The organism is Sphingobacterium hungaricum (assembly GCF_015210005.1).
Classification (GTDB): Bacteria; Bacteroidota; Bacteroidia; order Sphingobacteriales; family Sphingobacteriaceae; genus Sphingobacterium; species Sphingobacterium hungaricum.
Genome location: NZ_MU158698.1, coordinates 3103792 through 3126234 on the forward strand (window position 1 = coordinate 3103792; position 22443 = coordinate 3126234).

Here is a 22443-nt window from a genome sequence, read left to right on the forward strand (position 1 = left end):
ACATCATAGCGATTAATGAAAAATTTTATTACGTCCTTAGGAATAATCTGTTTTTGCACGACAGGTTATGCGGATTCTGACGAAAAGAGAAAATATACTAAAATAAATGTAACCAGTATGCAGCAAGATAGTATTATCCAAAGTCCAGCTAAAGCTAAGCTGTTCAATATGGATGTGATGCTTCGTGCGGGATTTCAAGCGGATAGCATGGGGTCTGACAACCCAATGAATCGTATGCATTTGGATGAAGCGCGAGTGGTCTTGCACGGAGATTATAACGACCGTCTCTCCTACCGAGTTCGTTTCAGATTAAATAGTTCATTTGGACGAACAAGCCAGGATAATGCGTCACGTGCATTGGACCATGCTTTTATCCGCTATAAATTTGGAAAGCAAAATGATTGGGCTGTAACGCTTGGAAAGCAAAGTGCGATGGTAGGAAGTTACGAGTTTGAGAATAATCCTATTTATGAGTACAAGTTTTCGGATTATGTCGGCAGTGTGTTAAATCTATTTGTCGTGGCAGGAACGCTTTCTTATACCGTAAATAACAACCATGCTGTGCATGCACAAGTATACAATACAACCAACGACAGATTTGGAGATCATTTGCAAAATAATGGCTTTCAAGCAGGAAGTCTCCAAGCTTCGGCAACGCCGATGGGTGCCTATTTTACATGGACCGGAAATTTCATGGAGCGAAAGCTTCAGACAAAATGGTCGTATAACAGCTCGCAATTTGCGAAAAGCCATACTAATCAAAGCATCTCTTTGGCGAATAAATTTAAAACGAATAAGCAAACTATTTATCTGGATCTTCAGCACACGAATTTAGCTGTAGATCATGCAATGCTCGCTTCTTCTGTCATCAATACGTTTTACGGAAATACAGGCGAGAATAACACTTTAAGTGAAGATGTCGTTTATCAATCAGCTATTTTGCGTTATGATCAATTTTTAACTAAAACTTGGGAAATTGCACTGAAAGGTGCATACGAAACAGCCAGTCAACAAAACAACGAAGAGTTAGGGAATAACTTCAGAACAAATTATACCTATTTTGCTGCTTTGCAATATAAACCTTATCAGAACCAAGACCTTCGCTTTTTTGCTGGTTATGTAGGCAATTCTACGAAGTTCGCTTCTGTATTGGAAAGAGAAAATCAGCAGTTTAACCGTTTGACGTTTGGAGCGTATTTTACTATTCCTGTTCTGTAAAATGAATTTATCTTAGACCGGTCTTACTATGTCCAAAACACGTTTATTTGCTTTTCTTTTTTGTTTGTGCTCATGCTCATCGACTAGCAGTTTGGATGCAGTAAAACTACCCATTACAGAGAATAAGGTAGGAATAGGTTTGCTTCACCTCAATGTCTCAGAAACTATTAGGCTATATACAACTGATACAGCCAGCAATCCCTACGATAGCATCAGCTTTCGTCGTATTGAATCCGGATCGAACAAAGGGAAGCTAGACTTTAAAACGACAAGATTGGGAAATAGACTTAAGCCGTATATTCTTTCGGAAGGCGATTCGGATGCAGATGGCGAAGATCATCGCAATATGGGACTTATTCATTTTGTTCCAGAGCTAACTTTCAGAGTAATTGAACAAACTGCTGCAGGTTTTACAATCCTTATCAACGAGGAAACATTTGAAACTAGTTTTATAAGCATTGATCCCGAAAATGATTTAAGAAAGAACAATAATTCAGACGAGCTATTTTTTAATCCTAATTTTATCGATTCGAAAATTAGTTCTTGGTTCTATTATGAATCATGGGAACAGGCGATAAAACGTGCTTGGTATATTGATTATGAAGACGAAAAGCTATTTGATCAGCCATTCGGAACGAACCTGAAAACCGATGTTGACTTACATCAGGCTGATAGCGTAGCAGGAAATTGGATAAGGGTTATTGACCCCCATAAACGAGGTCAGAAAAATGCGCCACACGGTTGGGTTCAATGGAGAGATACCGACAAAATCCTTGTCCACATCGTCCTAAATGGTGGATATGAATAATGTTAAAAGAACCAATATGCAAAAAAATATTGGTTCTTTCTTAACAAACAGATTAAGCTGTTTCAGTAACCTTTACCACATTACGATATGGGAAAGAGTTACAAATATGGCGACGTGCAAATCTTCCTGGAGAATCTGCATTTACGAATTTAGTGTAGATCGCTCTTGGAACATCGAAGTATTCGTATGAGCTGCCATCAAAAAACTGAATATTCAAAACCGATTGTTTGTATTCAAAATCAAGAATGTTTGAATTGGTAATCGTATTGGTATATGCTTCAGTGTTTAATGCATGCGTTTCAGGAGAAATGCTTACCAAAAAGTGATATGCTTCGATAATTTCTTTGCTTTTTACTTCGGCAACAGCCTTCTCTTCTTCAACCTGAAATTTATCAGGGTGATATTCTTTCATCATGTTACGATAAATGGTTTTTAGTGAGGACAACTCAACCGCTTTATCAACATTTAAAAGTTTTCTATAATCAACTATTTTTTTCATTTGGCGCAAAGGTACGATTTATAAGCTTTTGATTTTTAGAAAAGTTGCATTGATTCCAATCAAATTGAAATCTACTTCACTTGTTTAAAACAAAGTCCCAATAGTTTCTCTAAACTCCTCTTCACCCGGTCTTTGTCTTCTTGTTTTTGGAGATCTAGTTCACAAAAAGTTCCTCCTGTGGAATTCGTATGTAAAATCAAATAATATACACCAGCGAGCAAAATAGCATAACTAGCACGCAAATCGATATCAGATTTTTCAAAAAAAGGATCAGTAAGTTTAAAGTATTCGGTACTTATTAATTCTCTTTCATAGCTTAATTTTTTGATAAAATCATTCTCTTCGGACAATCCCCACACCAATATCTTCTGTGCTTCAACATTGCTGTCTAAATAATCCATTAGCTGAATTAGGAAATTTTTAGCTACAGATTCACCGAAATCTTCAAACTGATTTGGTATTTCATTTAATTTTTCATCCACTTCCGATTGAGACCAAAAATCACGCTGACGAAAATAGCTGGCAATCAGCTCATCCAAATTCCCGTAATAGCGATATATTAATTTTTTGTCAACTCCAGCAACTTTTGCAATTCGGTTGATACCTAATTTTGTATAACCGTCTTCCAAAATTATCTTCCCTACTGCGTCAATCAGACCTTTCTTTGTTTTTTCTTTGTTACGAATGGGTCCTTCAATGGTTTTTGGTATCGTCATATTTTATTTTAATTGGGTTCGAAATATTGCCTGTGCTTTTTTATAAAGCAATTTAACTATTTTCTTTCATTTTTTAACTAATAAAAAAGTTTTATGTCACCACTTTTATTAAAAACTAATAATAATTTCGCAGAATTTTTAATTTAATATTAAAGCCTCTAACATGCAATTCATTATCAAAAACGTTTGTTATCTAATAACTGCACTGATGGGGATGCTATTTGGATCTTGTAGCACAAGAAATTCTCCTGAACCATCGATTACTGATCAAGTGGAACCCAACAATACAGATTATTCTACTTATGATTTTGAAGAAATTGTTGCACTAAGCCTTCGCACGATTACGGACACCTTATGGGATAGCAAAAAGGATTCGATTATAGGATTTCAAGTAGAGAAATCGGCAAATCATGGCTTTATGTATCCAATAACAGCTGTGCATGAGAAACCGCTAATGAATTCATTTGTCTCACTTAAAGATTTGCCGGAATTGGAAGTTGCCAATTATGTTGAACAATCGAAATCAAAAGTTGAGTATTTAAATTTTTTGATGTATGATTGGAATCTGTTTGAAGTAAGTTCAATCTCTTCATGGGATGATTTAAGTAAGCAGGTTGAAAATCTGAGTGAGTCTATGAAAAATAGGAACATATTGGCTCACAAAGATTATACTTATAAATTCCAAAGTTATGAAAATCTGAAGTTACTTTTTGAAGAAAATGTCGATATCCGAGCGCTGTTTGCTATTTCTGAATCAGATTATCATAAATTGAAAAAAAGTGGCTGGTTACATTACAGTGAAAGAGAAACAATAACGATTCGTTCAAGGCTAAACGACCAATATAACTTTAATCCCTACTTTTCCTTAGAACAAATTAATCAATTAAAGATTGCTCGCGTATCAGAACTAAACTACGGAAAGATTGCTTATATGGTTTTGGACGCTGCTGAAAGTACAAATGCATTGGTGAATAAATTGTCATACAATCAAATGGCGCATTTAGATGAGGCGGAAATAGCAGAACTTAATACAGCTGATGTGCATTTCTTTTTTAGAGGATATACTGAGGAAGAAATCAATAACGTGCAATCCTTCAAAACTACTGCAGAAAAAATAGATGCCTATTTAACGCTGGCCGTTCGCAATTTCTCTCAGGCTACATTCGATTATGAACGTATGGGAGTTCCAATATCATTTAAGCTTTCGCAGCACAGTCAGACTACAGACAAATTAAGTAAACTCAATTATACAACGAAGGTTGATTTTAAGTAATTATTTCAATAAATTATCCAAATAACAAAAGGCTTTCTTTTGGTATTTAGAAGAAAGCCTTTTAAATAAAAATTGTATTATAGACTATGGATTTACTTTAACACATCTTACTTGGAAAGCTTCTTCTTTCAAAGCAGTTACAAAATCGAACGTATCCACATTACCAAATTGAACCGCTTTGTAAGCTGTTGAAGACTTAATTAAATAATATCCAAAACCGAATTCTCCAGGGCTTGTATGATTACTTCTAATAGCCCCACCATAAGTAAAGAACATATAACTATATCGGTTAGTTCCAGGATCCAGTTGAGTGCCAAGAAACATGCCAGAACTTGTGCTATTCGTACCGTCGTACGTAGCGACAAAACGAACTGGAGAATTGATGTTAGGGCCGGCATGTCCAGATATTCTGCTCGCAGTAGATTCTTTGATAGACATCAATTCTGTTTCGGTAGGCAAACGCCATGAATTTAAAGGAAGCACTTTTGAACAAGGGTCTCCAGAAGATCCATTAATAGTATTATTGGGTGTTATATTTGCGATATCAAGTCTTTTAGGCTTTGTATAGTTAGGAAAAAAGTAACTACCATAATCTGCCTGTGTTGTAGCGAAACTATACGAATCATTTGACCGATTGTATATCAAATTTCCAGGAGAAAATGCCTGGCCGCCACCACCGTTACTACCACTTCCGAAGCTCGTTAAATTCATTGTTAATACGTAGCGTCTTCCTGGTTTTAAAGAAATATTAGGAACTTGAACGTTATATTTTGTCATTCCTTTAATTGTAATATGTGGAAACGATAATGTACTAGTCGAAGATCCATTATTACAAACCATTATTGAATCGCTTACTACCTTCGATAAAGACAGGTTTGGGAATGATACTACACTTCCAGACGGTGTAGGATCTCCACTCCAAGTACCACCTTTTGCAAGATAATTTATGCTGCCATTATTTAATTTGATTTCTGGTACATTAAAATGTGGTTTAACATTAGCTGTTGCAGCAGTAACATCGCCTATCGCCGACGCATTTATGGTTGTTGTAATCTGGCTAAAGCTATGTTTCAACAAGACAGCTAAATCATTGACTCCGGCACTAACGGTCATGTTTTCTTTAATAAAATACATAAAATCAACATTTCCATTAACTGGTAAAATAGCACTGTTTAAACTCGCTGTTGGAGCAGCAGGGACAGACTCTTTGCTTCTAATTGAATATACAACAAAAGTATATTTTTGATTAGGAGCTAATGTGATTCCATTAGTTGGCTTAGCAGTTCCAACTACGTACTCGTAATTATTTAAGTAGTTTCCAGCACTGTTATAAACTACAACTCTATATTTAACACCTGCTTCAAGAAGCCATTTTACAGGACCTGTTGTTGTGGTCGAAGCAATTTTATTTAACTTTGAATTGCTAGAATTTACTGAGTTGCGCTGTTCAGTAATTGTAATCTGCACAGAGTGCGAATCATCGAAAGGAACTTCTAAATTTTGAACAACATCATCGCTAGTGTTTATTGCTTGTGTGCTCGCTAGCTTAGCAGGGTTTGTACTTGCAATTGAACCATTGCTCTCTGTTTGAGTTTCTATGCCATCTATTGAGATACGTACTATAGCATCTTCATTGCTTTCATTTACTATTTTTTCATCCTGACAAGAGAACAAACACGTAATCAATGCGATTACCCATATGTAATTTCTATTGAACATTACTTTATTTATTGATTGAATTTTCATGGTCTAGATTTAATAAGATTAATTACCAAGCAGCATCTCTATCGTCAGTGACGATACTGTCCCATTGATGCTCTACACCACCTTCATTCGCGGTAGGATATTGTGTGGTCGAACCGGCCGCAATTCCTTGTTCAAGTTCAATCAACATCACTTCGAAAGTTGGTTTTTGGTATTGGCGTAAATGCTTCATTTTATTGCTGTTATTCTAATAGATTAATCCTAATTATAAGTCAATAAGATTCCAGTGCCAATAAATTGGCCTTTTTTGAAACTTAGAGAAAGTTAAGTTGGAATATTATAGTATTTGATTACTATTTGGTTCAGGATGACTCAACGTTTTAGCGATTGAGATTCTTTATATTTTCAAATTAACGATGCGAAGATATAGCAATAGATGATAGAAAAATAGTATTGCAATCGTTTGTTTTCCTAATTGTCGATGTTACGCCACATATGTAGATGTTACGCCACATAAATCTTAATAAAGATTAAATTCTATCGTAAAATCTATCGAAAATAGCTCCATTAATCCGTTTTTAGTAAGATGTAGGAGCTATCATTTTTATGCGTGAAGTGTGTGGATAAAGGCTATTTGGCCCTGCCTAGCCTAATCGGTTTTAGAAGAGAGATCTTTTTATTTGGAGCTTATTATTGGACTAGAACTAGAGATTGTAATGCTATTAAATTCATATGCAAAAATGTCGCTCTAAAGATAAACCCTAGACGCGACAAAGCATTACACAATATTGTATGCAGTATTACTAGTTATAATTGAGGGATTTTATTCTGAAAAACTACTCGGTTTAGGATGCAGTGTTTTAGATTGTATCTCTACTAAAAGATCTCGTTTACTATTCTTTACAACAACTTGTCATTTTGTAAATTTTCAAAAACTTTTAGGACACCCACGACTTGAGCTGGTTCTTGAAGATAAGTCTCCAGATCAAAATATTTCAGTTCGCCAATTTCATTGCTTGCTTTGAACTCTTCTTCTAAATTATAAAGAAAGCAGTCTTGTTGCATCGTAATGTGCTCGGGTTCCCCATAAGCTGGAGCCGAAACATGGCAATAGTATTTTAATCCATCAGGTTTCAGTTCTACATTTAATTCTTCCAAAACTTCGCGCTGAACAGATTGCAATGCCGTTTCACCGATATCTACTTTACCGCCGGGTAAATACCATGCGTTCTTATTGATGCTGTACGCCAATAGAATTTTTTTGTCCTTAATGGCTATTAAGCCAGCCGTTGGCAGATGTATTTTTTCTATCTTCATATTAAACTTCTTCTTTTTCGATCCATTTACCAATAGTTGGTGCTTGGTAATTATTCATTTTATCCAAAAGATTTTCAATCGAGTCGCTTACCAAAAGCATTTCTTGATTGACTTGTTTTAAGAATCCTTTATCAACCATATTTTGTATCAATAACAAAAGATCATTGTAGAATCCATTGGTATTTAACAAGCCGATTGGTTTTTGATGCAAACCCAATTGAGCCCATGTCAACATTTCGAAAAGCTCTTCCAATGTACCAAAACCACCCGGAAGCGCAATCACTCCATCAGACAAAGCGTCCATTTTTGTCTTCCGCTCATGCATGGTGTCTACTAAGATAAGCTCAGTCAATTGATCGTGTGCTATTTCTTTTCCTTTCAAAAAATGAGGCAACACACCAATTACTTCCCCGCCATATTGCAGCGCACCATTTGCCACAGTTCCCATCAAGCCAATAATCGCGCCCCCATAAACCAATCCGATATTTTTTTTAGCTAATAACTTGCCTAATTCGTAGGCTTGTTCTTCATATACTTTATCAGTACCAAAGCTAGACCCACAAAAAACAGTAATACGTTTCATACACATCAGTTTCTTTAATAAACTTCGCAAAGATAGTCAATCTGAAAATGCTTAACTGAAAATTTTAAAGAGTTCTATGTTATCATTATATGAAATAGTAATGTAATCTACTTAAAGTGATTGCATAGATACCTTCATTTTAATTTTAGTATAGCTTCTCCATATTGGATCAATAACTGAATATGTTAGTTTTTCTTAAGGTGACTTTTTAGAAAATCATTCTTTTTCTTTCAGGATATCAGTACGTTGTCCTTAAATCCTTATTACAAATATAATATGGTGTGTTTTAATTTTAAAACCAAAAAATAATATATTTAAATGTTTACAATATTATGACAGTAATTTTGTGGATGCTTATAAAATTTTTATATGAATTTTAGATCTGCATGTAGAATTAAGTTTAATCAAAAGTTAATTAATTTTGAAATAACAATTAATCCGTTTAAATAAGGTTAAGGTTAACTGTTATTTTTTTGGATTTGTCTTATTTAGTTTTCGGTAAGCTATCCATGAATTTGATTTAGCCGCTAAATAATTTTAATTTCTATGGAAAAAATTATTAATTTAATCGCTTCATTATAAACCATTCATCAGATGACAGATAGCTTGACTAACCAACAAAAGCTGAAGTACCTATTTAGTCTACCCGTAATCGTTGCTGCACTAGGCTACTTTGTCGATATTTACGACCTGCTCCTATTTGGTATTGTCCGAATCCCGAGCCTGATCGATCTGGGATTGAATCCTGACACAACTGGGATCAGTATTCTGAACTGGCAGATGTTCGGTCTGTTGCTCGGTGGCATTCTGTGGGGTGTGCTCGGTGATAAAAAAGGTCGGCTTTCGGTCTTGTTCGGTTCGATCATCACCTATTCTTTAGCCAACATTGCCTGCGGTTTCCTACCCTATATTGATTCTCCATACATTGCTGAAATTTATATGGCGCTGCGATTTATTGCTGGCATTGGCTTAGCAGGTGAATTGGGCGCTGGGATAACCTTGGTTTCGGAATCGTTGCCTAAGGAACTGCGCGCCATCGGTACATCATTGGTTGCGGGCTTTGGTTTGCTGGGTGCGGTTGTCGCTAACTTTACGGTCGAACTGAGCGGAAGCTGGCATATTGCTTATTGGATTGGCGGGGCGATGGGCATTGCGCTATTGCTGCTGCGTGTAGGTGTGGTGGAGTCTGGTATTTACAAAGATGTTTCTAAGAACACCGCCATCAACAAAGGCAGTATCCTATTATTTTTTAACAACAAAGAACGCTTCATAAAATACATGAAATGCATAGCTATCGGACTTCCGACTTGGTTCTGTATTGGCATCTTGGCTATGTTGGGCAATGAGATTGGAAAAGCGCATGGTTTGACCGAAGACATCAAGCCTGGATTGGCAATTATGTGGGCTTATGTCGGACTTTCTGCTGGCGATTTTCTGACTGGATTTTTAAGCCATTGGTTTAAATCTAGAAAGAAAGCCATTTTATACATGATGATTTTCACTTTGGTTGGCGTTGCCGTGATGTTGTTTACGCCGATACAATCAGCTAATTGGTATTATTTCTACTGTGTATGGGTCGGTCTTGGTGCGGGTTATTGGGCGATGTTTGTGACTGTTGGCGCTGAACAGTTCGGAACGAATATCCGAGCAACAGCCGCGACGACAGTTCCTAATTTTGTGCGCGGATTCGTTGTGGTCATGACGCTTATGTATGAATTTATGCGAGATGCGAGCCACTCTGTGATTATTGGCGCAGCAGTTGTGGCTTTGGTTTGTTTCTTTCTTGGGATTTATTCGGTTATGACTATCCCAGAAACACATGGCCGGGATTTAGATTTTATTGAAGAATAAAAATAAACTTACGATGAGCATACTTTCTCGACTCGCTTCTTCGCTGAATAGAAAAGATGAAATTCCGAATCAGGAGCTCGCAAAGGAAATCATTGCGCAGCAGAATAAAGATGCTGTGAAGGAATTGATGGATAATCTGTCGAATAAGAACAAGGATATCCAGAGCGATTGCATTAAGGCGCTTTATGAAATCGGGGCTGTTGACCCATCACTGATTGCTGGTTACACTCCCGAATTTGTCGCATTGCTCAGCAGTAAAAATAACCGCTTACAATGGGGGGCGATGACGGCGCTGCATGCTATCGCAACGGTTAAGCCCGCGGTTATTTATCATGCATTGCCCCAAATCATTGCGGCAGCGGATAAAGGGTCGGTGATTACAAACGATCAATGTGTTGCAATTTTGGTTCAGCTGGCTTCAGTTCCAGCCTATGCTGATGATGCCTTTCAATTGCTGATCGAACGGCTTAAAAAATCTCCGACGAACCAATTGTCAATGTATGCTGAACAGATCTTTCCAATCGTTAGCGATTCCAATCGGCAGTTATTTGCGGAGACGCTTGCGTCCAGACTCCCAGAAGTTGAGAAAGAGAGCAAACAAAAACGAATAGAAAAAGTTATAAGAAAATGTAATCGCTAGATAGCTTCCGAAATTAATTCGAATCTGATTAAGCTATTTTTTGTATTATCATAAATTATCAGTGACCTGAATAACGAACGAACAATGAAACGATTACTAGTAAGAATTATACGGAACGCCAACTTTGTCGTGCTGATTGCGCTAATTTTCCTTTTGGTCCATGCTTGTCAGAATGCCAAAAAAAACAGGCATGCGAACGTGGTTGAAGAAGTTGAAACAGCTGATAAAATACAAGAAGCTACTTCCGCAAATCCTGATATCAAGCTCAAAGACTGCGAAATCAATGAGGCATATATGCAACTTCGTTTTCCATTGGCTCCTGCCCTTTCCGAACAAGAATTCGATGCGCTGGACTTTGGGCGTATCGAAGAGCTCAATCGCCTGCAGCATGAAGTCCCTGTTAAAATCATCGACACCTTACAATCCAGTATCAATCAACATGTTATTCTCGTCGCGTATCAAACAGATGGCGAAAGGTCTGCTTTCCTTGTCAACCTAAATAATCAACATAAAACTGAGCAATTTGAGCAGGTATATTACGAAGATTATGTGGAGTATATCTCCAACACATATACGCGCATCGCAGATAATAAAATCAACGTCACCGTCGAAACTTTTGACGAAAACCAAAAGACCACGACCTTTACAAAAGTATTTGCTTATAAAAATGGATTGTTCAGTTCGGCGATTAACTAATACCTAGATTTCCCTCTATAGGGCTTTTGGCCTCTCCACTTCTAGCGATTGGCATTTCATTCCGCCCCGCGAAAAATCCTTTATCTTACGAAAATCATATTTCCGCGATTTCATTTTGAAAACTAATATTTTTAGTATTATATTTGTTTATGCATGAGAATAAACAATTTGCGATAGTCGATATTGAAACGACCGGTGGGTATGCTGGCGGTAGCCGAATGACAGAAATTGCTATCTATATCCACAATGGAAAGAAGGTCATCGATAGTTATCAGACGCTATTGAACCCACAGCAGTTTATTCCCTTTCATATTCAGTCCTTGACCGGAATCAGCAATGAGATGGTCGAAGATGCGCCCTTGTTTCAGGATGTAGCGGCCAAAATATTTGATTTATTGGATGAGCGCATCTTTGTTGCGCACAACGTCAACTTTGATTATTCCTTTGTTCATGCACAATTGAAGGATGCGGGTTTTGACTGGAAAGCGCCGAAATTATGTACGGTGCGTTTGGCCAGAAAGTTTTTCTCCGGCCTTCCATCCTACAGCCTTGGAAAGCTATGCAACTCACTGAATATTAAATTAGAAAACCGCCATCGCGCTGCGGGAGATGCCGAAGCAACGGTAGTGCTTTTCGAAAAAATCTTAAAACAGGATAAAGACGATTTTATTTCACAATCGACCAAAGTAAAATCCAAAGAACAGCGGTTGCCGAACCACATCGAAGAAGAAGTTTTTGAGCGATTGCCAACTTCGGCCGGCATCTATATTTTCTTAAATCAGCAAGGCAAAATTATTTACGTCGGTAAAGCCATTAACATTAAGAAACGCGTGCTTGGGCATTTTACGGGAAATAATTCGACGCTTAGGCGCCAACAGTTTCTCAAAGAAATCTATAGCATCGATTACCAAGAATCAGGCACGGAGCTAATGGCTTTTCTGATGGAATGTCATTACATCAAGAAACATTGGCCCCGATACAATGCTGCCCTCAAAAAGTATGATCCGAAATATGGCTTAGTATTTTATGAGGATCAGAATGGTTATTATCGCTTAAGCATCTGCAAAGTCAACAAGAATACGCCTGCCATTTATTATTTCAACCAAGTTTCGGAATCGACGACCTTCCTGCGAAACCTAATCAATGACTACGAGCTCAACAGCCAGCTTTGTTCATATTTCCAATCTGCAGCTACGCCGTTGATCGAACGCATCCGCCTGCAGAACGACCAGCTTCCTGAGCTGGAAAGCTACAATCAAAAAGTCCAGAAAGCCATCAATGCGCTTGAAGAAAATAAATCTTCCTACGTCATCCTTGATAAAGGGCGCAATCAGCAAGAGAAAAGCTACATCTATGTCAAGGACAATAAAATCCATGCGCTTGGTTTTATTGCGAATGATATGGACTCCACGGATATGGAGAACCTGGTGAAGCAAGAAGACCTTGTCAGCAGCAATTATTACATGCTGAACCTGGCAAGCAGCTATGCCCTACGCTTTCCGCATTTGATTTTGCGCGTAGCGAATTAACTAGCTGCAGTTTATTATCCTTAACATGGCAGTCGAATACAAATATTGAGCAAAGCGAGGTATCTAATATCGAGAATCTTCGTTTTATTCAAATTGACAGATTTAATACTGGCTAAGCCATATAGATTATGCTTCGTAGGAGCTACAGCTTTGTAGCAAGATTAATTGAAAAATATATGCGTGCCTTAGGCACGCTCCTTTTGGAAAAGGATTGTACCTACGGTACAGAATATTTCGCAGGGATGCTTGCTACAAAGTGGTTGTGCTCAGGACAGATTGACTGGAAATTCTATTGTTTTTGAACTTGCTCCGTAGGAGCAAAATGGTTGTAGCAAAGGAATGCGCAATAAAAGCAGCGTGCCGTAGGTACGCAACAATTTATTTTTAAGCTATATGAATCTTTTCGATTGGGTTGCGTACCTAGGGCACGCATTAAATCTCTTACGTATTTCTACAAACATTCAGCCTCTGACGAGGCTTTAAAAGAGAGTATAATCCGAACTTTATTCTTTGTTTCACTTACTTTACTTCCTGTAGGTCTTATGCAACAAAACATCAATCAGCAAAAAATTGTCGTCCTATTCCAAAAGTTTTGTGAACAAAATTTAGCTCCTACCAATGACAGATTTAATACTGGCTAAGCCATATAGATAGTGCTCCATAGGGGCTACCGCTTTGTAGCGAGATTAATTGAAAAATATATGCGTGCCGTAGGTACGCTCCTTTTGGAAAAGGATTGTACCTATGGCGCAAAAGATTTCGCCGGGATGTTTGCTACAAAGCGGTTGTGCTTAGGACAGATTGACTGGAAATTCTATTGTTTTTGAACTTGCTCCGTAGGAGCAAAATGGTTGTAGCAAAGGAATGCGCAATAAAAGCAGCGTGCCGTAGGTACGCAACAATTTATTTTTAAGCTCTATACATCTTTTCGATTGGGTTGCGTACCTACGGCACGCATTAAATCTCTTACGTATTTCTACAAACATTCAGCCTCTAACGAGCTTAAAAGAAAGTGTAATCCAACCTCTATTCTTTGTTCCACACACTTTACTATCTGCAGTTCTTATGCAACAAAACAACAATCAGCCAAACATTGTCATCCTATTCCAAAGGTTTGTGAACAAAATTTAGCTCCTACCAATGACAGATTTAATACTGGCTAAGCCATATTGATAGTGCTCCGTAGGAGCTACCGATTTGTAGCAAGATTAATTGAAAAATATATGCGTGCCGTAGGTACGCTCCTTTTGGAAAAGGATTGTACCTACGGTACAAAAGATTTCGCCGGGATGTTTGCTACAAAGCGGTTGTGCTTAGGACAGATTGACTGGAAATTCTATTGTTTTTGAACTTGCTCCGTAGGAGCAAAATGGTTGTAGCAAAGGAATGCGCAATAAAAGCAGCGTGCCGTAGGTACGCAACAATTTATTTTTAAGCTCTATACATCTTTTCGATTGGGTTGCGTACCTACGGCACGCATTTAATTCTCTTACCTATTTCTGCTAACATTCAGCCTCTAACGAGGCTTTAAAAGAGAGTATAATCCGAACTTTATTCTTTGTTCCACATACTTTACTATCTGCAGGTCTTATGCAACAAAACATCAATCAGCCAAACATCAAGTAAATAAAATTTGATATCTTCCTAAGGAACACGATTCCACATAAGACTTTTGTCGGAGGATTTTTCTCTAGAATACGAACAAAGAAACTAAAATACCTAGGGTAAATAAATTTGAAGCGCTATATGAAGTAGCCAAACAATATGCAGATCCAATTTGTTTTATAGCTAAATCTAATGCGATTAAATTTATGCAGAAACCTGAAATACCATCACAGCTTGCGACTGATATGAAACTTCATTATGTATCAGGAAAGGAAAATGGCTATAGCCGAAGCTTAAAGGGCGGCAAATTCTGTTATCACCTAAATAAAAACCTGGTGAAGGACGTTGAAGTAATTCAACGGATCCATGCGCTGGTTATTCCCCCGGCTTGGACAGATGTTTGGATATGCCGTTGGAAAAATGGACATATTCAGGCAACAGGAATCGATGCAAGGGGGCGTAAACAATATCGATATCATAGCGAATGGGCATCCAGACGAAACCTCACAAAGTTCGACCGGCTAGAAGGATTTGCTAATAAGTTAGGCCTACTGAAGAAACAACTAGCTATAGATCTTCGGAAAAGACAATTTAGCAAAGAAAAGGTATGCGCCATTGCAGTCGATACAGTCAGCAAAACATTTATCCGTGTTGGCAATAAAGCCTACGAACGAGAATATGGTTCTTTTGGCTTGACGACGTTGAAAAATGCACATGTGAATATTGAAAGCAACAAGATATTCTTTAAGTTTAAAGGTAAAAAGGGCGTGATGCAAAAGATTTACCTGAAAGAATCTAAGACCGCCAAGCTATTGAAGAATGTCAAAGAGATTCCGGGACAGAAACTTTTCCAATATTATGATGCGGATGGCTCGGTACAGCAATTGGATTCGGGAGATATCAATGCCTACCTAAAAGACAGCATGCATGATGACTATACCTGCAAAGATTTCCGCACTTGGGCCGGATGTTTGCTCTGCCTCATGGTCATGAGCCGTGACCCATTTCCGGAGACGGCTACTGAACGTAAAAAAGAATTGGTTAGCATCATCGATCAGGTTGCCGAACGTTTAGGAAATACGCGGACAGTTACCCGAAACTATTACATTCACCCAGCCCTTCAAGAACGCTATCTTGATGGGAGCTTAGCCGAATTGATCAAGAAACTGAATAAAAAACAAGAGCATGAGCTCCCAGGCACACACACCGAAAAGGCGTTTGTGAGTTTTCTAAAGTCATTGAAAAAGAGCTAATTTGCTATAAAAATTAAGGAGTAGAATTGAGTATCTCTCGAAAGAAAGTATGATTTCTTTCCATTTAGACCATAAACTACAAAGGGTGAAAATCAAGTTTCGATTTTCACCCTTTGTTTGTACCATCATTAGGATGGTTTATAGCTTACGATATCAAGCCTTGCTTAACAGCAAACTTGATCAATGATGCCGAATTTTTAACGCCAATTTTATCAATTAGATTTTGGCGATGCCCTTCAACGGTGCGTTTACTTAAAAACATCTTATCCGCAATTTCTAAATTCGTGTATCCATCACTGATGTATTGCAACACTTCCATTTCACGGTCACTGATGTCATAATTCTTATCGCCTTGATTAATCGGATTTTGAAAGAATGGATTATTGCGAAGCTTGTCCAAAACAATCTTAGTCATTTCCCCACAAAGGTAAATGCCTCCTTTATGAATGTGATTGATTGCAAAATGAAGTTCATCATAGCCAACGCTTTTTATCAGGTAGCCTTTCACTCCTTTTTCAAAAGCATATAGCACGTTGTAGTTTTCATTTAACATACTGAGAATGATGACTTTTACCGATGGGTAATTCTGGCTTAATTCTACAGCCAATTCAATACCTTCCTTCCCTGGCATATTGACATCGGTGATAATGATATCCGGTATGACGTTATTTTCCAAATAGCTTAATACCTCTCTCCCATTGCTCGCTTCTGCGACAACCCGCAAACTTTCTTGAGATTCTAAAAGCAATTTGATTCCATTGCGGATAATCGAATGTTCTTCAACCAAAATTATCTTAATCATAGAGATTTAATTATACTTTGTATCATTATATTGATAATCTTTATTTCACACCAATTGAATCCCTTTCAATATGGTTTTATTCACCTATTTTGTAATTCAACATTTACTCGACGCTCAGCATTAAAACTTTAAATCAATTAGTCATCGATTTTTAGCTTATGAATAACCACTAAGAAACAGTTCTCAAAGTTTTATCGACATATAACAAAACCTGTTGAGGCAATACGAAACTTTCCCCTTGTCAACAATTTGAAGATTCGCTTAATCCAACTAATAAAATAAATGTTAATGATCATCCATTAGTTTAGGTAAGTCTTGAAAATTTTCTCTAACGTCCTGTAATCTACGTCAAAAATATTTCTAGCCGTTTGTTTTAACTTCAATGAATAATCGAGCAACCAAAATTACAAATTAAAGTCATTAAAAAGCTGTTGAACCCCTTCAAACGTCAATTTGCGTGTTTATACTCTCGGTTTAGGATGTTAATACGCCAACGCTACGTATTAGAACGCTTAATTGACCTATTTGTTTTCAACTGCAAGCATATCAAGAATATATAGGCACTTTCTATGTTCAGATGCCAAAGCCAACATAAGCACATTGAATTTCGTATTTATTCCGACAATCAGGTATTTGCACATCTAACTAAAATGATATCAACTTGTTATTACTCCACAAACAAATACGATTACCATGAAAACAACAGAAGTCCAAGCTACAGAAAGACAAGGTTTGATTGTAGCAATTAGTTTGCAGATTGTCGATTCGCCGACCGAGAGAGATGACAACGAATTGCCCGAAGAAAATGATATTCCTCTGGAAGAAGACGAAGAAGACCCGTTTACAGAACCATCTCCTGACATAGATGAGATTGACCCTGATGATGAAGATGGAATTGATGTAGATTTTCCAGATGACGAGGATCGTATCGACAGAGACCCTACAGTTCAGCCCGGAACAGACCCAATGAAAACGGATAATTCACAGATTATCTAATCTTTTTGCTTCACATAGGGAGACACAAAGCGCTTCCTATTTGAAAGTAAAATATAGTTTCTATTATCGCTGAATCGGAATCTACAGCACAATAAGATGCTATTCGCAAGCAATGTCTAGTCTCCGTAAGGCCTAAAAATGTAAGTATAAACAACAATTATGATGTAGAAAATACTCGTTTCATAATTCTCCTAAAGAATGTGCATAGTTATTGCGAATGCATTTTCACACCTAAACCAGAGAAACATGTCAAGCAAAGAATTAAACAGCGGTCTACTTCCTAAAGCCTTCGTTTTAACGGATTTAATCTTGAAACCTAGCATGGGTTTGCATGGAGTCGGACATTTTTTTAGGAAGATAATGAATAGCCTAAATCATTCTTTAGGCAAATCATTGGCTATAGCAAAAAACCTAAGCAATGACCGCGGGTACGAGCACCCCTCCTATTTTTTGGCTAACATTAATCAATCTTCATCGAAGCAAAATACTCAGGAACCTACGCCCGACGATAACGAAGCGTATGGACAACCGCAAATAGCAAAAAATATACTAAAGGCTTTGGAAGATTTGCCTAAGGAACAATATGATATTTTCTTAGACTATACAAGCGGTCTTAAGTATTGGGAAATTGCCGCGACCTATCACATGTCGACAGCAAAAGTGAAGTCACAAATCCTTCTAATCCGAAAGGGTTTAGAGGAAAAATGTCTATTAGATTAGGAAAATCAATAGCAACCTAAAACCTTTTTAACACATTAGTGGTTATCTATATAGCAGGATTAGTTTATGAACAGCAACATTCCAAAACAAATCGAAGGTAATCAAGTGGATTGCCGCGAATCAATTCAACTTCCGTCGCTTTATGAAGCGGAGCAATTCTACCGTGAAACAAGGAGCCGTTTGCTGGATGTCAATAATTGGCATCGCATCACAAAATCTCCATCGGCTAAATTCTGCATTATCGATGAGTTGGAGACCAAACATTACCGTCAGGTCAGGATAAATGATTTCATACGGATCGATATTCCGGGACCGGGACTTCCTTCGGCTGGAGGATTCGACTGGGTTCAGGTTGAGCAAATTGATGAGGAGAAAAAAACGGATTGGCAACGGATCACGCTGACCTTGCGCCCTTGCGCAGACCCGACCAATGACAACCCGGATACCGCCCATTTTTATAAGAAAATCTCTACCTCTACGCTTGTTGTTGAACAGAAAGCAACTGACATCAATCTTCATTTTGCTGGGCGCAATGAAGTTATCAATAAAGACAATGAACAGTTCAGCGACAACTTTAGAAATTTCCTGATTGGCCTATTTGCTAAGATGGGCATTTCATTCCCTCAATGGAAAGCATTGATCCAAGGCTTGATTGAACCAGCATGCGAAGAATATGAAGCTGATGAGTTATAAATACACAAAACGAAATTAGAAATGAACCAGCTATAGCATGCTCCTTTCTTCAACCCAAACCCGCATAACATGACATACTTATACCATACCTTGCTTTTCCTGATGACCTATTCAGTCACTATCGCTCAGCCTAATTTAGAGCGGTTGAGAATCGCATATCCTATTGCTTCGCAAGATGCAGAAGCTTGTAAGAAAGAATTGGATGCATTGGATGCAAAGAAAACTTCTGGTATTGAATTGGCTTATCATGCGGCATACTACATGGTTTATGCAAAACATCTTTCTTCGCCATTAAGCAAATTAAATACATTCAAGAAGGGAAAAACGTTGATGGACGAAGCCATTCGGCAGACGAATAAGAGCGAAGAAGTTCATTTCTTGCGCTTAACTATTCAAACGCATGCACCTTCGATCTTGGGATACGATAAAGACATTAAGCAAGATCTTAACATTATCCTTGCAAAGTGGGATGCTATTCCGGAAGGAAACCTCAAGAAAAATATGAAAGACTTTCTGTCACAGAATAAAAATCTATTGACAGACGAGCAGGCACAGAAAATCAAGACTTAAAAACCTCTAGGAAAGTTAAGACATCCATTCTTGAAAACCCAAGAATAGAAGATTATTATGCCATTGTTTTTAATAAATAAGTTTGAACTAAAATCATTAACAGAGCATAAAAACTATTTTCTTTTGAACTTGTTTAATGCTAACAGCTAATTTGATAACATGATAAAAGTAGACAGAGCAGTTGATGGGGTCTTGTCTCTAATTGGGAACACGCCTTTGGTAAATCTGAAGAATATCTTTGCGGCCTATAACTTTGATTTATATGGGAAGATGGAAATGCAAAATCCAGGAGGCAGCATCAAGGATCGCACCTCCTATCGCATAATCTCTCAGGCGCTCAACGAAGGTAAGATTAACGCGGACACCGTGATTATTGAATCGACCTCTGGAAACATGGGCATAGGCTTGGCGCAGATTTGCCTCCATTATGGATTGAAACTGATTTTAGTAGTCGATCCACATATCAATAAGCAAGCGAGGCAACTCGTGGAGACTTACGGAGCTGAATTCGTGATGGTCGATGAGCATGATGGAAAGGGAGGTTACCTCAACACACGCTTGAAGATGGTCGATCTGTTGTTAAAAAGATATCCAAACAGTTTTAACCCGGATCAGTACCACAATAAAAACAACCCTTTGGCGCATGCGGAAACGGTACGGGAAATAAACCAGTCATTGGGCTTTTTTCCAGACTACATTTTTGTTCCTACAAGCACCTGTGGCACGTTGATGGGTATCGCCCAAGAGTATAGGCGCTTGAATGCGGACACGAAGATCATCGCTGTGGATTCTGTGGGCTCGGTAATTTTTGATCAGAAACCACAAGTTCGGAATATCCCTGGAATGGGATCTAGCCGAAGTTCAGACTTTCTTGACCAGCGCTTGATCCATGATGTGATCCATGTCTCTGATGAAGAAACAATAATGGGCTGTCATCAGTTGCTCAATAAAGAATGTATACTCGCTGGAGGATCCTCTGGCGCGACAATAAAGGCTATTGAAAAATACACCGATAAAATAAATCCTAACTCAACAATAATTAGTATATTGAGTGATAGAGGCGAACGTTATCTCGATACCATCTATTCAAAAAGCTGGATCAACGAAACCTTCGGCAAAACTTTATCAATTACCAACATATGATTTGGACCTCAGAACACATTGACTCTTCCTGCTTACAAAATTCTAAGGCCTTACAAAACTTAACAAAAACAAGTAAAGATTTAGCGGCCGAGGAAAAAGATGCACATTATATTGCTATCATCGGTGGCGGTCCAAAAGGATTTTATGCCTTAGAACGCTTGATAGCTAATCTGCGAAAGGGCGATCTAAAGAAAAAGGTTATCGTGCATTGGTTCAATAACAATTCTTCATTTGGAGCTGGACAGAATTATCACATCGATCAGCCGAATTATCTGCTGATCAATTACTGCATTGGAAATATCACCTGCTGGGAAGATCCTGATCCATTGAAGTTTATCGACGTATATACGAACCTAACGGAATGGATCAATAATAATAAGAAGGTGCATTTTGATGCTGATCCAGAAGATTTCTCTTCCCGTGAGCTAGTCGGAAACTATTTGATGAACGCGGTCTTTGAGACGGTTCATTATGACATTCCAAACCTTGAGATCCATTTAATCAAATCGTACATTACTGATCTGAATAAAAGAAATACTCATTACGTTTTGTATTCAGATGGAGAACAGCTGTTGTATGGTTACGAATCGATTTTGTTAGCCACAGGACATGCATACAGCAATCGTTCTGCGAAGCTGCACGAACATTCGATAAACAGTAGCTTTTCTTATTTTCCTTCGGCCTACCCTATTCGGCAGCTGGATCAAATACCAGCAGAAGCTGAAGTCGCGGTCATGGGAATCGGTCTTACTTTTATTGATGTGATGTTGCAGCTTACTGAAGGCCGAGGTGGCAAGTTCATCTATAATAACAAGGAACTTGAATACATTCCGTCAGGAAATGAATGCATTATCTATCCTTTTTCGAGGAATAATTTACCGATGATGCCTCGCAATGCTATTCTGGAGCACACAAAATATCAGCTTAAATACATGACCGATGAATGGGTTGCAGGGTTGAAAGCAGAGAATAGGCAAATCGATTTTGAAAAGGATATTCTGCCGGTTTACAATCAAGAAATTCGCTATGCGTATTATAAATTGTTTTTCCGGGACGAAGCTTTGACAGATGATGAGTTATGGACTAAAATCGAACAACGGGATGAAAGTATCCGTTTGAATATCAGCCGATTTTTAAATCCGCAAATGTATCATCGCACCAACGATAATGAAGATTATAGCGCCTTTATATTTGATGTCAGCAATTTCGTGCTAACTGAAGTTGGGCACGGGGAATTAAAGAGCAAACTGGCCGCGGCTGCTGGTGCTTGCCGCGAAGGCTTGCTCCAAATCGGCAAACTCTATCATTTCGACGGCTTTCTTCCTGCTTCGCAGGAAAAATTTGATCGCGACTGGTACAGTTCTCTTTCGAGAATGAGCTTTGGTCCGCCGCTGATCAATAGCCAAAAGCTGTTTGCATTGATTAAGGCGAACATCATCCGATTCAAATTCGAGGAAGCGCCAGAACTTTCATTGACTGACAGCGGTATTCGCTTATCTACGCCGAAAGCATCCCATGATTTTGCTTACTACATCGACGCACGCATTGCCAAAGGCAGTATAAAAAAAGGAAATAATCCGTTGTACAAAAACCTGTACGAACGGTCGATTATTGAAGAGCGCTTCAATGGCAATTATGCGACCGATGCGATCGCAATTACGCCTGAAGGAAAATTGAAGGACAAAGAAGACTGGGTTCTCACGTTATACGGAACACCAACAGAGGGCAATGTGCTCGACAACGATTCCTTATCGCGCAAAACACATAATTTTGGAAATCTCTGGGCGAAGGAGACTTCTGACTTAGTTAAAAATTAACACAATAAAT

The 22443-nt window shown here is 38.1% G+C and carries 21 protein-coding genes; 14 read left to right on the forward strand and 7 right to left on the reverse strand.

The window, feature by feature from the left end; all coding sequences use genetic code 11:
• Nucleotides 1-15 precede the first annotated feature (15 nt).
• Nucleotides 16-1218: a porin gene (locus C4F49_RS16760; RefSeq protein WP_231388349.1), complete on the forward strand. Its 1203-nt coding sequence runs from the start codon at nucleotides 16-18 to the stop codon at nucleotides 1216-1218.
• Nucleotides 1219-1246: 28 nt separating this feature from the next.
• Nucleotides 1247-2026 (forward strand): hypothetical protein, encoded by a 780-nt coding sequence (locus tag C4F49_RS16765; protein ID WP_196936986.1) that lies wholly within the window; start codon nucleotides 1247-1249, stop codon nucleotides 2024-2026.
• Nucleotides 2027-2078: 52 nt separating this feature from the next.
• Here C4F49_RS16765 and C4F49_RS16770 read toward each other — a convergent pair whose 3' ends face one another.
• The gene (locus tag C4F49_RS16770) at nucleotides 2079-2525 is read right to left on the reverse strand and encodes a KTSC domain-containing protein (protein ID WP_196936987.1); all 447 of its coding nucleotides are present in this window, start codon (nucleotides 2523-2525) and stop codon (nucleotides 2079-2081) included.
• A 71-nt stretch (nucleotides 2526-2596) separates the two neighbouring features.
• A complete protein-coding gene (locus tag C4F49_RS16775; RefSeq protein WP_196936988.1) occupies nucleotides 2597-3241 on the reverse strand; it encodes a TetR/AcrR family transcriptional regulator in 645 nt (214 codons plus the stop codon).
• Nucleotides 3242-3404: 163 nt separating this feature from the next.
• Between C4F49_RS16775 and C4F49_RS16780 the strand changes: the two genes are divergently transcribed.
• Complete coding sequence (locus C4F49_RS16780; protein ID WP_196936989.1) at nucleotides 3405-4514, forward strand: hypothetical protein; 1110 nt, start codon at nucleotides 3405-3407, stop codon at nucleotides 4512-4514.
• A gap of 84 nt (nucleotides 4515-4598) precedes the next feature.
• On the opposite strand, the gene C4F49_RS16785 is transcribed toward C4F49_RS16780, so the two are convergent.
• From C4F49_RS16785 to C4F49_RS16800, 4 genes are all read right to left on the reverse strand, one after another.
• Nucleotides 4599-6260, reverse strand: coding sequence for a hypothetical protein (locus C4F49_RS16785; protein ID WP_196936990.1), 1662 nt, complete (start codon nucleotides 6258-6260; stop codon nucleotides 4599-4601).
• A gap of 22 nt (nucleotides 6261-6282) precedes the next feature.
• Nucleotides 6283-6450, reverse strand: a complete 168-nt coding sequence (locus tag C4F49_RS16790) for a hypothetical protein (RefSeq protein WP_196936991.1) — start codon at nucleotides 6448-6450, stop codon at nucleotides 6283-6285.
• Nucleotides 6451-7118: 668 nt separating this feature from the next.
• Complete coding sequence (locus tag C4F49_RS16795; RefSeq protein WP_196936992.1) at nucleotides 7119-7535, reverse strand: NUDIX hydrolase; 417 nt, start codon at nucleotides 7533-7535, stop codon at nucleotides 7119-7121.
• Nucleotide 7536: 1 nt separating this feature from the next.
• Entirely contained in the window at nucleotides 7537-8118 is a 582-nt protein-coding gene (locus C4F49_RS16800; RefSeq protein ID WP_196936993.1) for an LOG family protein, read from the reverse strand.
• Nucleotides 8119-8712: 594 nt separating this feature from the next.
• Here C4F49_RS16800 and C4F49_RS16805 point away from each other — a divergent pair.
• The 5 genes from C4F49_RS16805 to C4F49_RS16825 all read left to right on the forward strand — a co-directional run bounded on the left by C4F49_RS16805 (nucleotide 8713) and on the right by C4F49_RS16825 (nucleotide 15692).
• Nucleotides 8713-9969 carry an MFS transporter gene (locus C4F49_RS16805; RefSeq protein WP_196936994.1) on the forward strand — a complete coding sequence of 419 codons (1257 nt, stop codon included), beginning with the start codon at nucleotides 8713-8715 and terminating at the stop codon, nucleotides 9967-9969.
• Nucleotides 9970-9982: 13 nt separating this feature from the next.
• Nucleotides 9983-10609 (forward strand): hypothetical protein, encoded by a 627-nt coding sequence (locus C4F49_RS16810; protein ID WP_196936995.1) that lies wholly within the window; start codon nucleotides 9983-9985, stop codon nucleotides 10607-10609.
• An 84-nt stretch (nucleotides 10610-10693) separates the two neighbouring features.
• Nucleotides 10694-11305 carry a hypothetical protein gene (locus C4F49_RS16815; RefSeq protein WP_196936996.1) on the forward strand — a complete coding sequence of 204 codons (612 nt, stop codon included), beginning with the start codon at nucleotides 10694-10696 and terminating at the stop codon, nucleotides 11303-11305.
• 149 nt (nucleotides 11306-11454) lie between these two features.
• Nucleotides 11455-12834 carry an exonuclease domain-containing protein gene (locus C4F49_RS16820; RefSeq protein WP_196936997.1) on the forward strand — a complete coding sequence of 460 codons (1380 nt, stop codon included), beginning with the start codon at nucleotides 11455-11457 and terminating at the stop codon, nucleotides 12832-12834.
• A 1811-nt stretch (nucleotides 12835-14645) separates the two neighbouring features.
• Nucleotides 14646-15692, forward strand: a complete 1047-nt coding sequence (locus tag C4F49_RS16825) for a DNA topoisomerase IB (protein WP_196936998.1) — start codon at nucleotides 14646-14648, stop codon at nucleotides 15690-15692.
• 145 nt (nucleotides 15693-15837) lie between these two features.
• Here C4F49_RS16825 and C4F49_RS16830 read toward each other — a convergent pair whose 3' ends face one another.
• A complete protein-coding gene (locus C4F49_RS16830; RefSeq protein ID WP_196936999.1) occupies nucleotides 15838-16494 on the reverse strand; it encodes a response regulator transcription factor in 657 nt (218 codons plus the stop codon).
• Between the two features lie 693 nt (nucleotides 16495-17187).
• Here C4F49_RS16830 and C4F49_RS16835 point away from each other — a divergent pair.
• The 6 genes from C4F49_RS16835 to C4F49_RS16860 all read left to right on the forward strand — a co-directional run bounded on the left by C4F49_RS16835 (nucleotide 17188) and on the right by C4F49_RS16860 (nucleotide 22433).
• Nucleotides 17188-17490, forward strand: coding sequence for a hypothetical protein (locus C4F49_RS16835; protein WP_196937000.1), 303 nt, complete (start codon nucleotides 17188-17190; stop codon nucleotides 17488-17490).
• 246 nt (nucleotides 17491-17736) lie between these two features.
• A complete protein-coding gene (locus C4F49_RS16840; RefSeq protein ID WP_196937001.1) occupies nucleotides 17737-18210 on the forward strand; it encodes an RNA polymerase sigma factor in 474 nt (157 codons plus the stop codon).
• A gap of 66 nt (nucleotides 18211-18276) precedes the next feature.
• Nucleotides 18277-18903 (forward strand): hypothetical protein, encoded by a 627-nt coding sequence (locus tag C4F49_RS16845; protein WP_196937002.1) that lies wholly within the window; start codon nucleotides 18277-18279, stop codon nucleotides 18901-18903.
• Nucleotides 18904-18972: 69 nt separating this feature from the next.
• Nucleotides 18973-19473: a hypothetical protein gene (locus tag C4F49_RS16850; RefSeq protein ID WP_196937003.1), complete on the forward strand. Its 501-nt coding sequence runs from the start codon at nucleotides 18973-18975 to the stop codon at nucleotides 19471-19473.
• A gap of 159 nt (nucleotides 19474-19632) precedes the next feature.
• Nucleotides 19633-20616 (forward strand): 2,3-diaminopropionate biosynthesis protein SbnA, encoded by a 984-nt coding sequence (gene sbnA / locus C4F49_RS16855; RefSeq protein ID WP_196937004.1) that lies wholly within the window; start codon nucleotides 19633-19635, stop codon nucleotides 20614-20616.
• Nucleotides 20613-22433, forward strand: a complete 1821-nt coding sequence (locus C4F49_RS16860; protein WP_196937005.1) for an FAD/NAD(P)-binding protein — start codon at nucleotides 20613-20615, stop codon at nucleotides 22431-22433. Before sbnA ends, C4F49_RS16860 begins: the two co-directional genes overlap by 4 nt.
• Nucleotides 22434-22443: the final 10 nt, after the last annotated feature.

Excerpts from the sequence above, each read along its gene's own strand:
- C4F49_RS16760 (WP_231388349.1), top strand. The coding sequence starts at position 16 with ATGAAAAATTTTATTACGTCCTTAGGAATAATCTGTTTTTGCACGACA.
- C4F49_RS16765 (WP_196936986.1), top strand. The coding sequence starts at position 1,247 with ATGTCCAAAACACGTTTATTTGCTTTTCTTTTTTGTTTGTGCTCATGC.
- C4F49_RS16770 (WP_196936987.1), bottom strand. The coding sequence starts at position 2,525 with ATGAAAAAAATAGTTGATTATAGAAAACTTTTAAATGTTGATAAAGCG.
- C4F49_RS16775 (WP_196936988.1), bottom strand. The coding sequence starts at position 3,241 with ATGACGATACCAAAAACCATTGAAGGACCCATTCGTAACAAAGAAAAA.
- C4F49_RS16780 (WP_196936989.1), top strand. The coding sequence starts at position 3,405 with ATGCAATTCATTATCAAAAACGTTTGTTATCTAATAACTGCACTGATG.
- C4F49_RS16785 (WP_196936990.1), bottom strand. The coding sequence starts at position 6,260 with ATGAAAATTCAATCAATAAATAAAGTAATGTTCAATAGAAATTACATA.
- C4F49_RS16790 (WP_196936991.1), bottom strand. The coding sequence starts at position 6,450 with ATGAAGCATTTACGCCAATACCAAAAACCAACTTTCGAAGTGATGTTG.
- C4F49_RS16795 (WP_196936992.1), bottom strand. The coding sequence starts at position 7,535 with ATGAAGATAGAAAAAATACATCTGCCAACGGCTGGCTTAATAGCCATT.
- C4F49_RS16800 (WP_196936993.1), bottom strand. The coding sequence starts at position 8,118 with ATGAAACGTATTACTGTTTTTTGTGGGTCTAGCTTTGGTACTGATAAA.
- C4F49_RS16805 (WP_196936994.1), top strand. The coding sequence starts at position 8,713 with ATGACAGATAGCTTGACTAACCAACAAAAGCTGAAGTACCTATTTAGT.
- C4F49_RS16810 (WP_196936995.1), top strand. The coding sequence starts at position 9,983 with ATGAGCATACTTTCTCGACTCGCTTCTTCGCTGAATAGAAAAGATGAA.
- C4F49_RS16815 (WP_196936996.1), top strand. The coding sequence starts at position 10,694 with ATGAAACGATTACTAGTAAGAATTATACGGAACGCCAACTTTGTCGTG.
- C4F49_RS16820 (WP_196936997.1), top strand. The coding sequence starts at position 11,455 with ATGCATGAGAATAAACAATTTGCGATAGTCGATATTGAAACGACCGGT.
- C4F49_RS16825 (WP_196936998.1), top strand. The coding sequence starts at position 14,646 with ATGCAGAAACCTGAAATACCATCACAGCTTGCGACTGATATGAAACTT.
- C4F49_RS16830 (WP_196936999.1), bottom strand. The coding sequence starts at position 16,494 with ATGATTAAGATAATTTTGGTTGAAGAACATTCGATTATCCGCAATGGA.
- C4F49_RS16835 (WP_196937000.1), top strand. The coding sequence starts at position 17,188 with ATGAAAACAACAGAAGTCCAAGCTACAGAAAGACAAGGTTTGATTGTA.
- C4F49_RS16840 (WP_196937001.1), top strand. The coding sequence starts at position 17,737 with ATGTCAAGCAAAGAATTAAACAGCGGTCTACTTCCTAAAGCCTTCGTT.
- C4F49_RS16845 (WP_196937002.1), top strand. The coding sequence starts at position 18,277 with ATGAACAGCAACATTCCAAAACAAATCGAAGGTAATCAAGTGGATTGC.
- C4F49_RS16850 (WP_196937003.1), top strand. The coding sequence starts at position 18,973 with ATGACATACTTATACCATACCTTGCTTTTCCTGATGACCTATTCAGTC.
- sbnA (WP_196937004.1), top strand. The coding sequence starts at position 19,633 with ATGATAAAAGTAGACAGAGCAGTTGATGGGGTCTTGTCTCTAATTGGG.
- C4F49_RS16860 (WP_196937005.1), top strand. The coding sequence starts at position 20,613 with ATGATTTGGACCTCAGAACACATTGACTCTTCCTGCTTACAAAATTCT.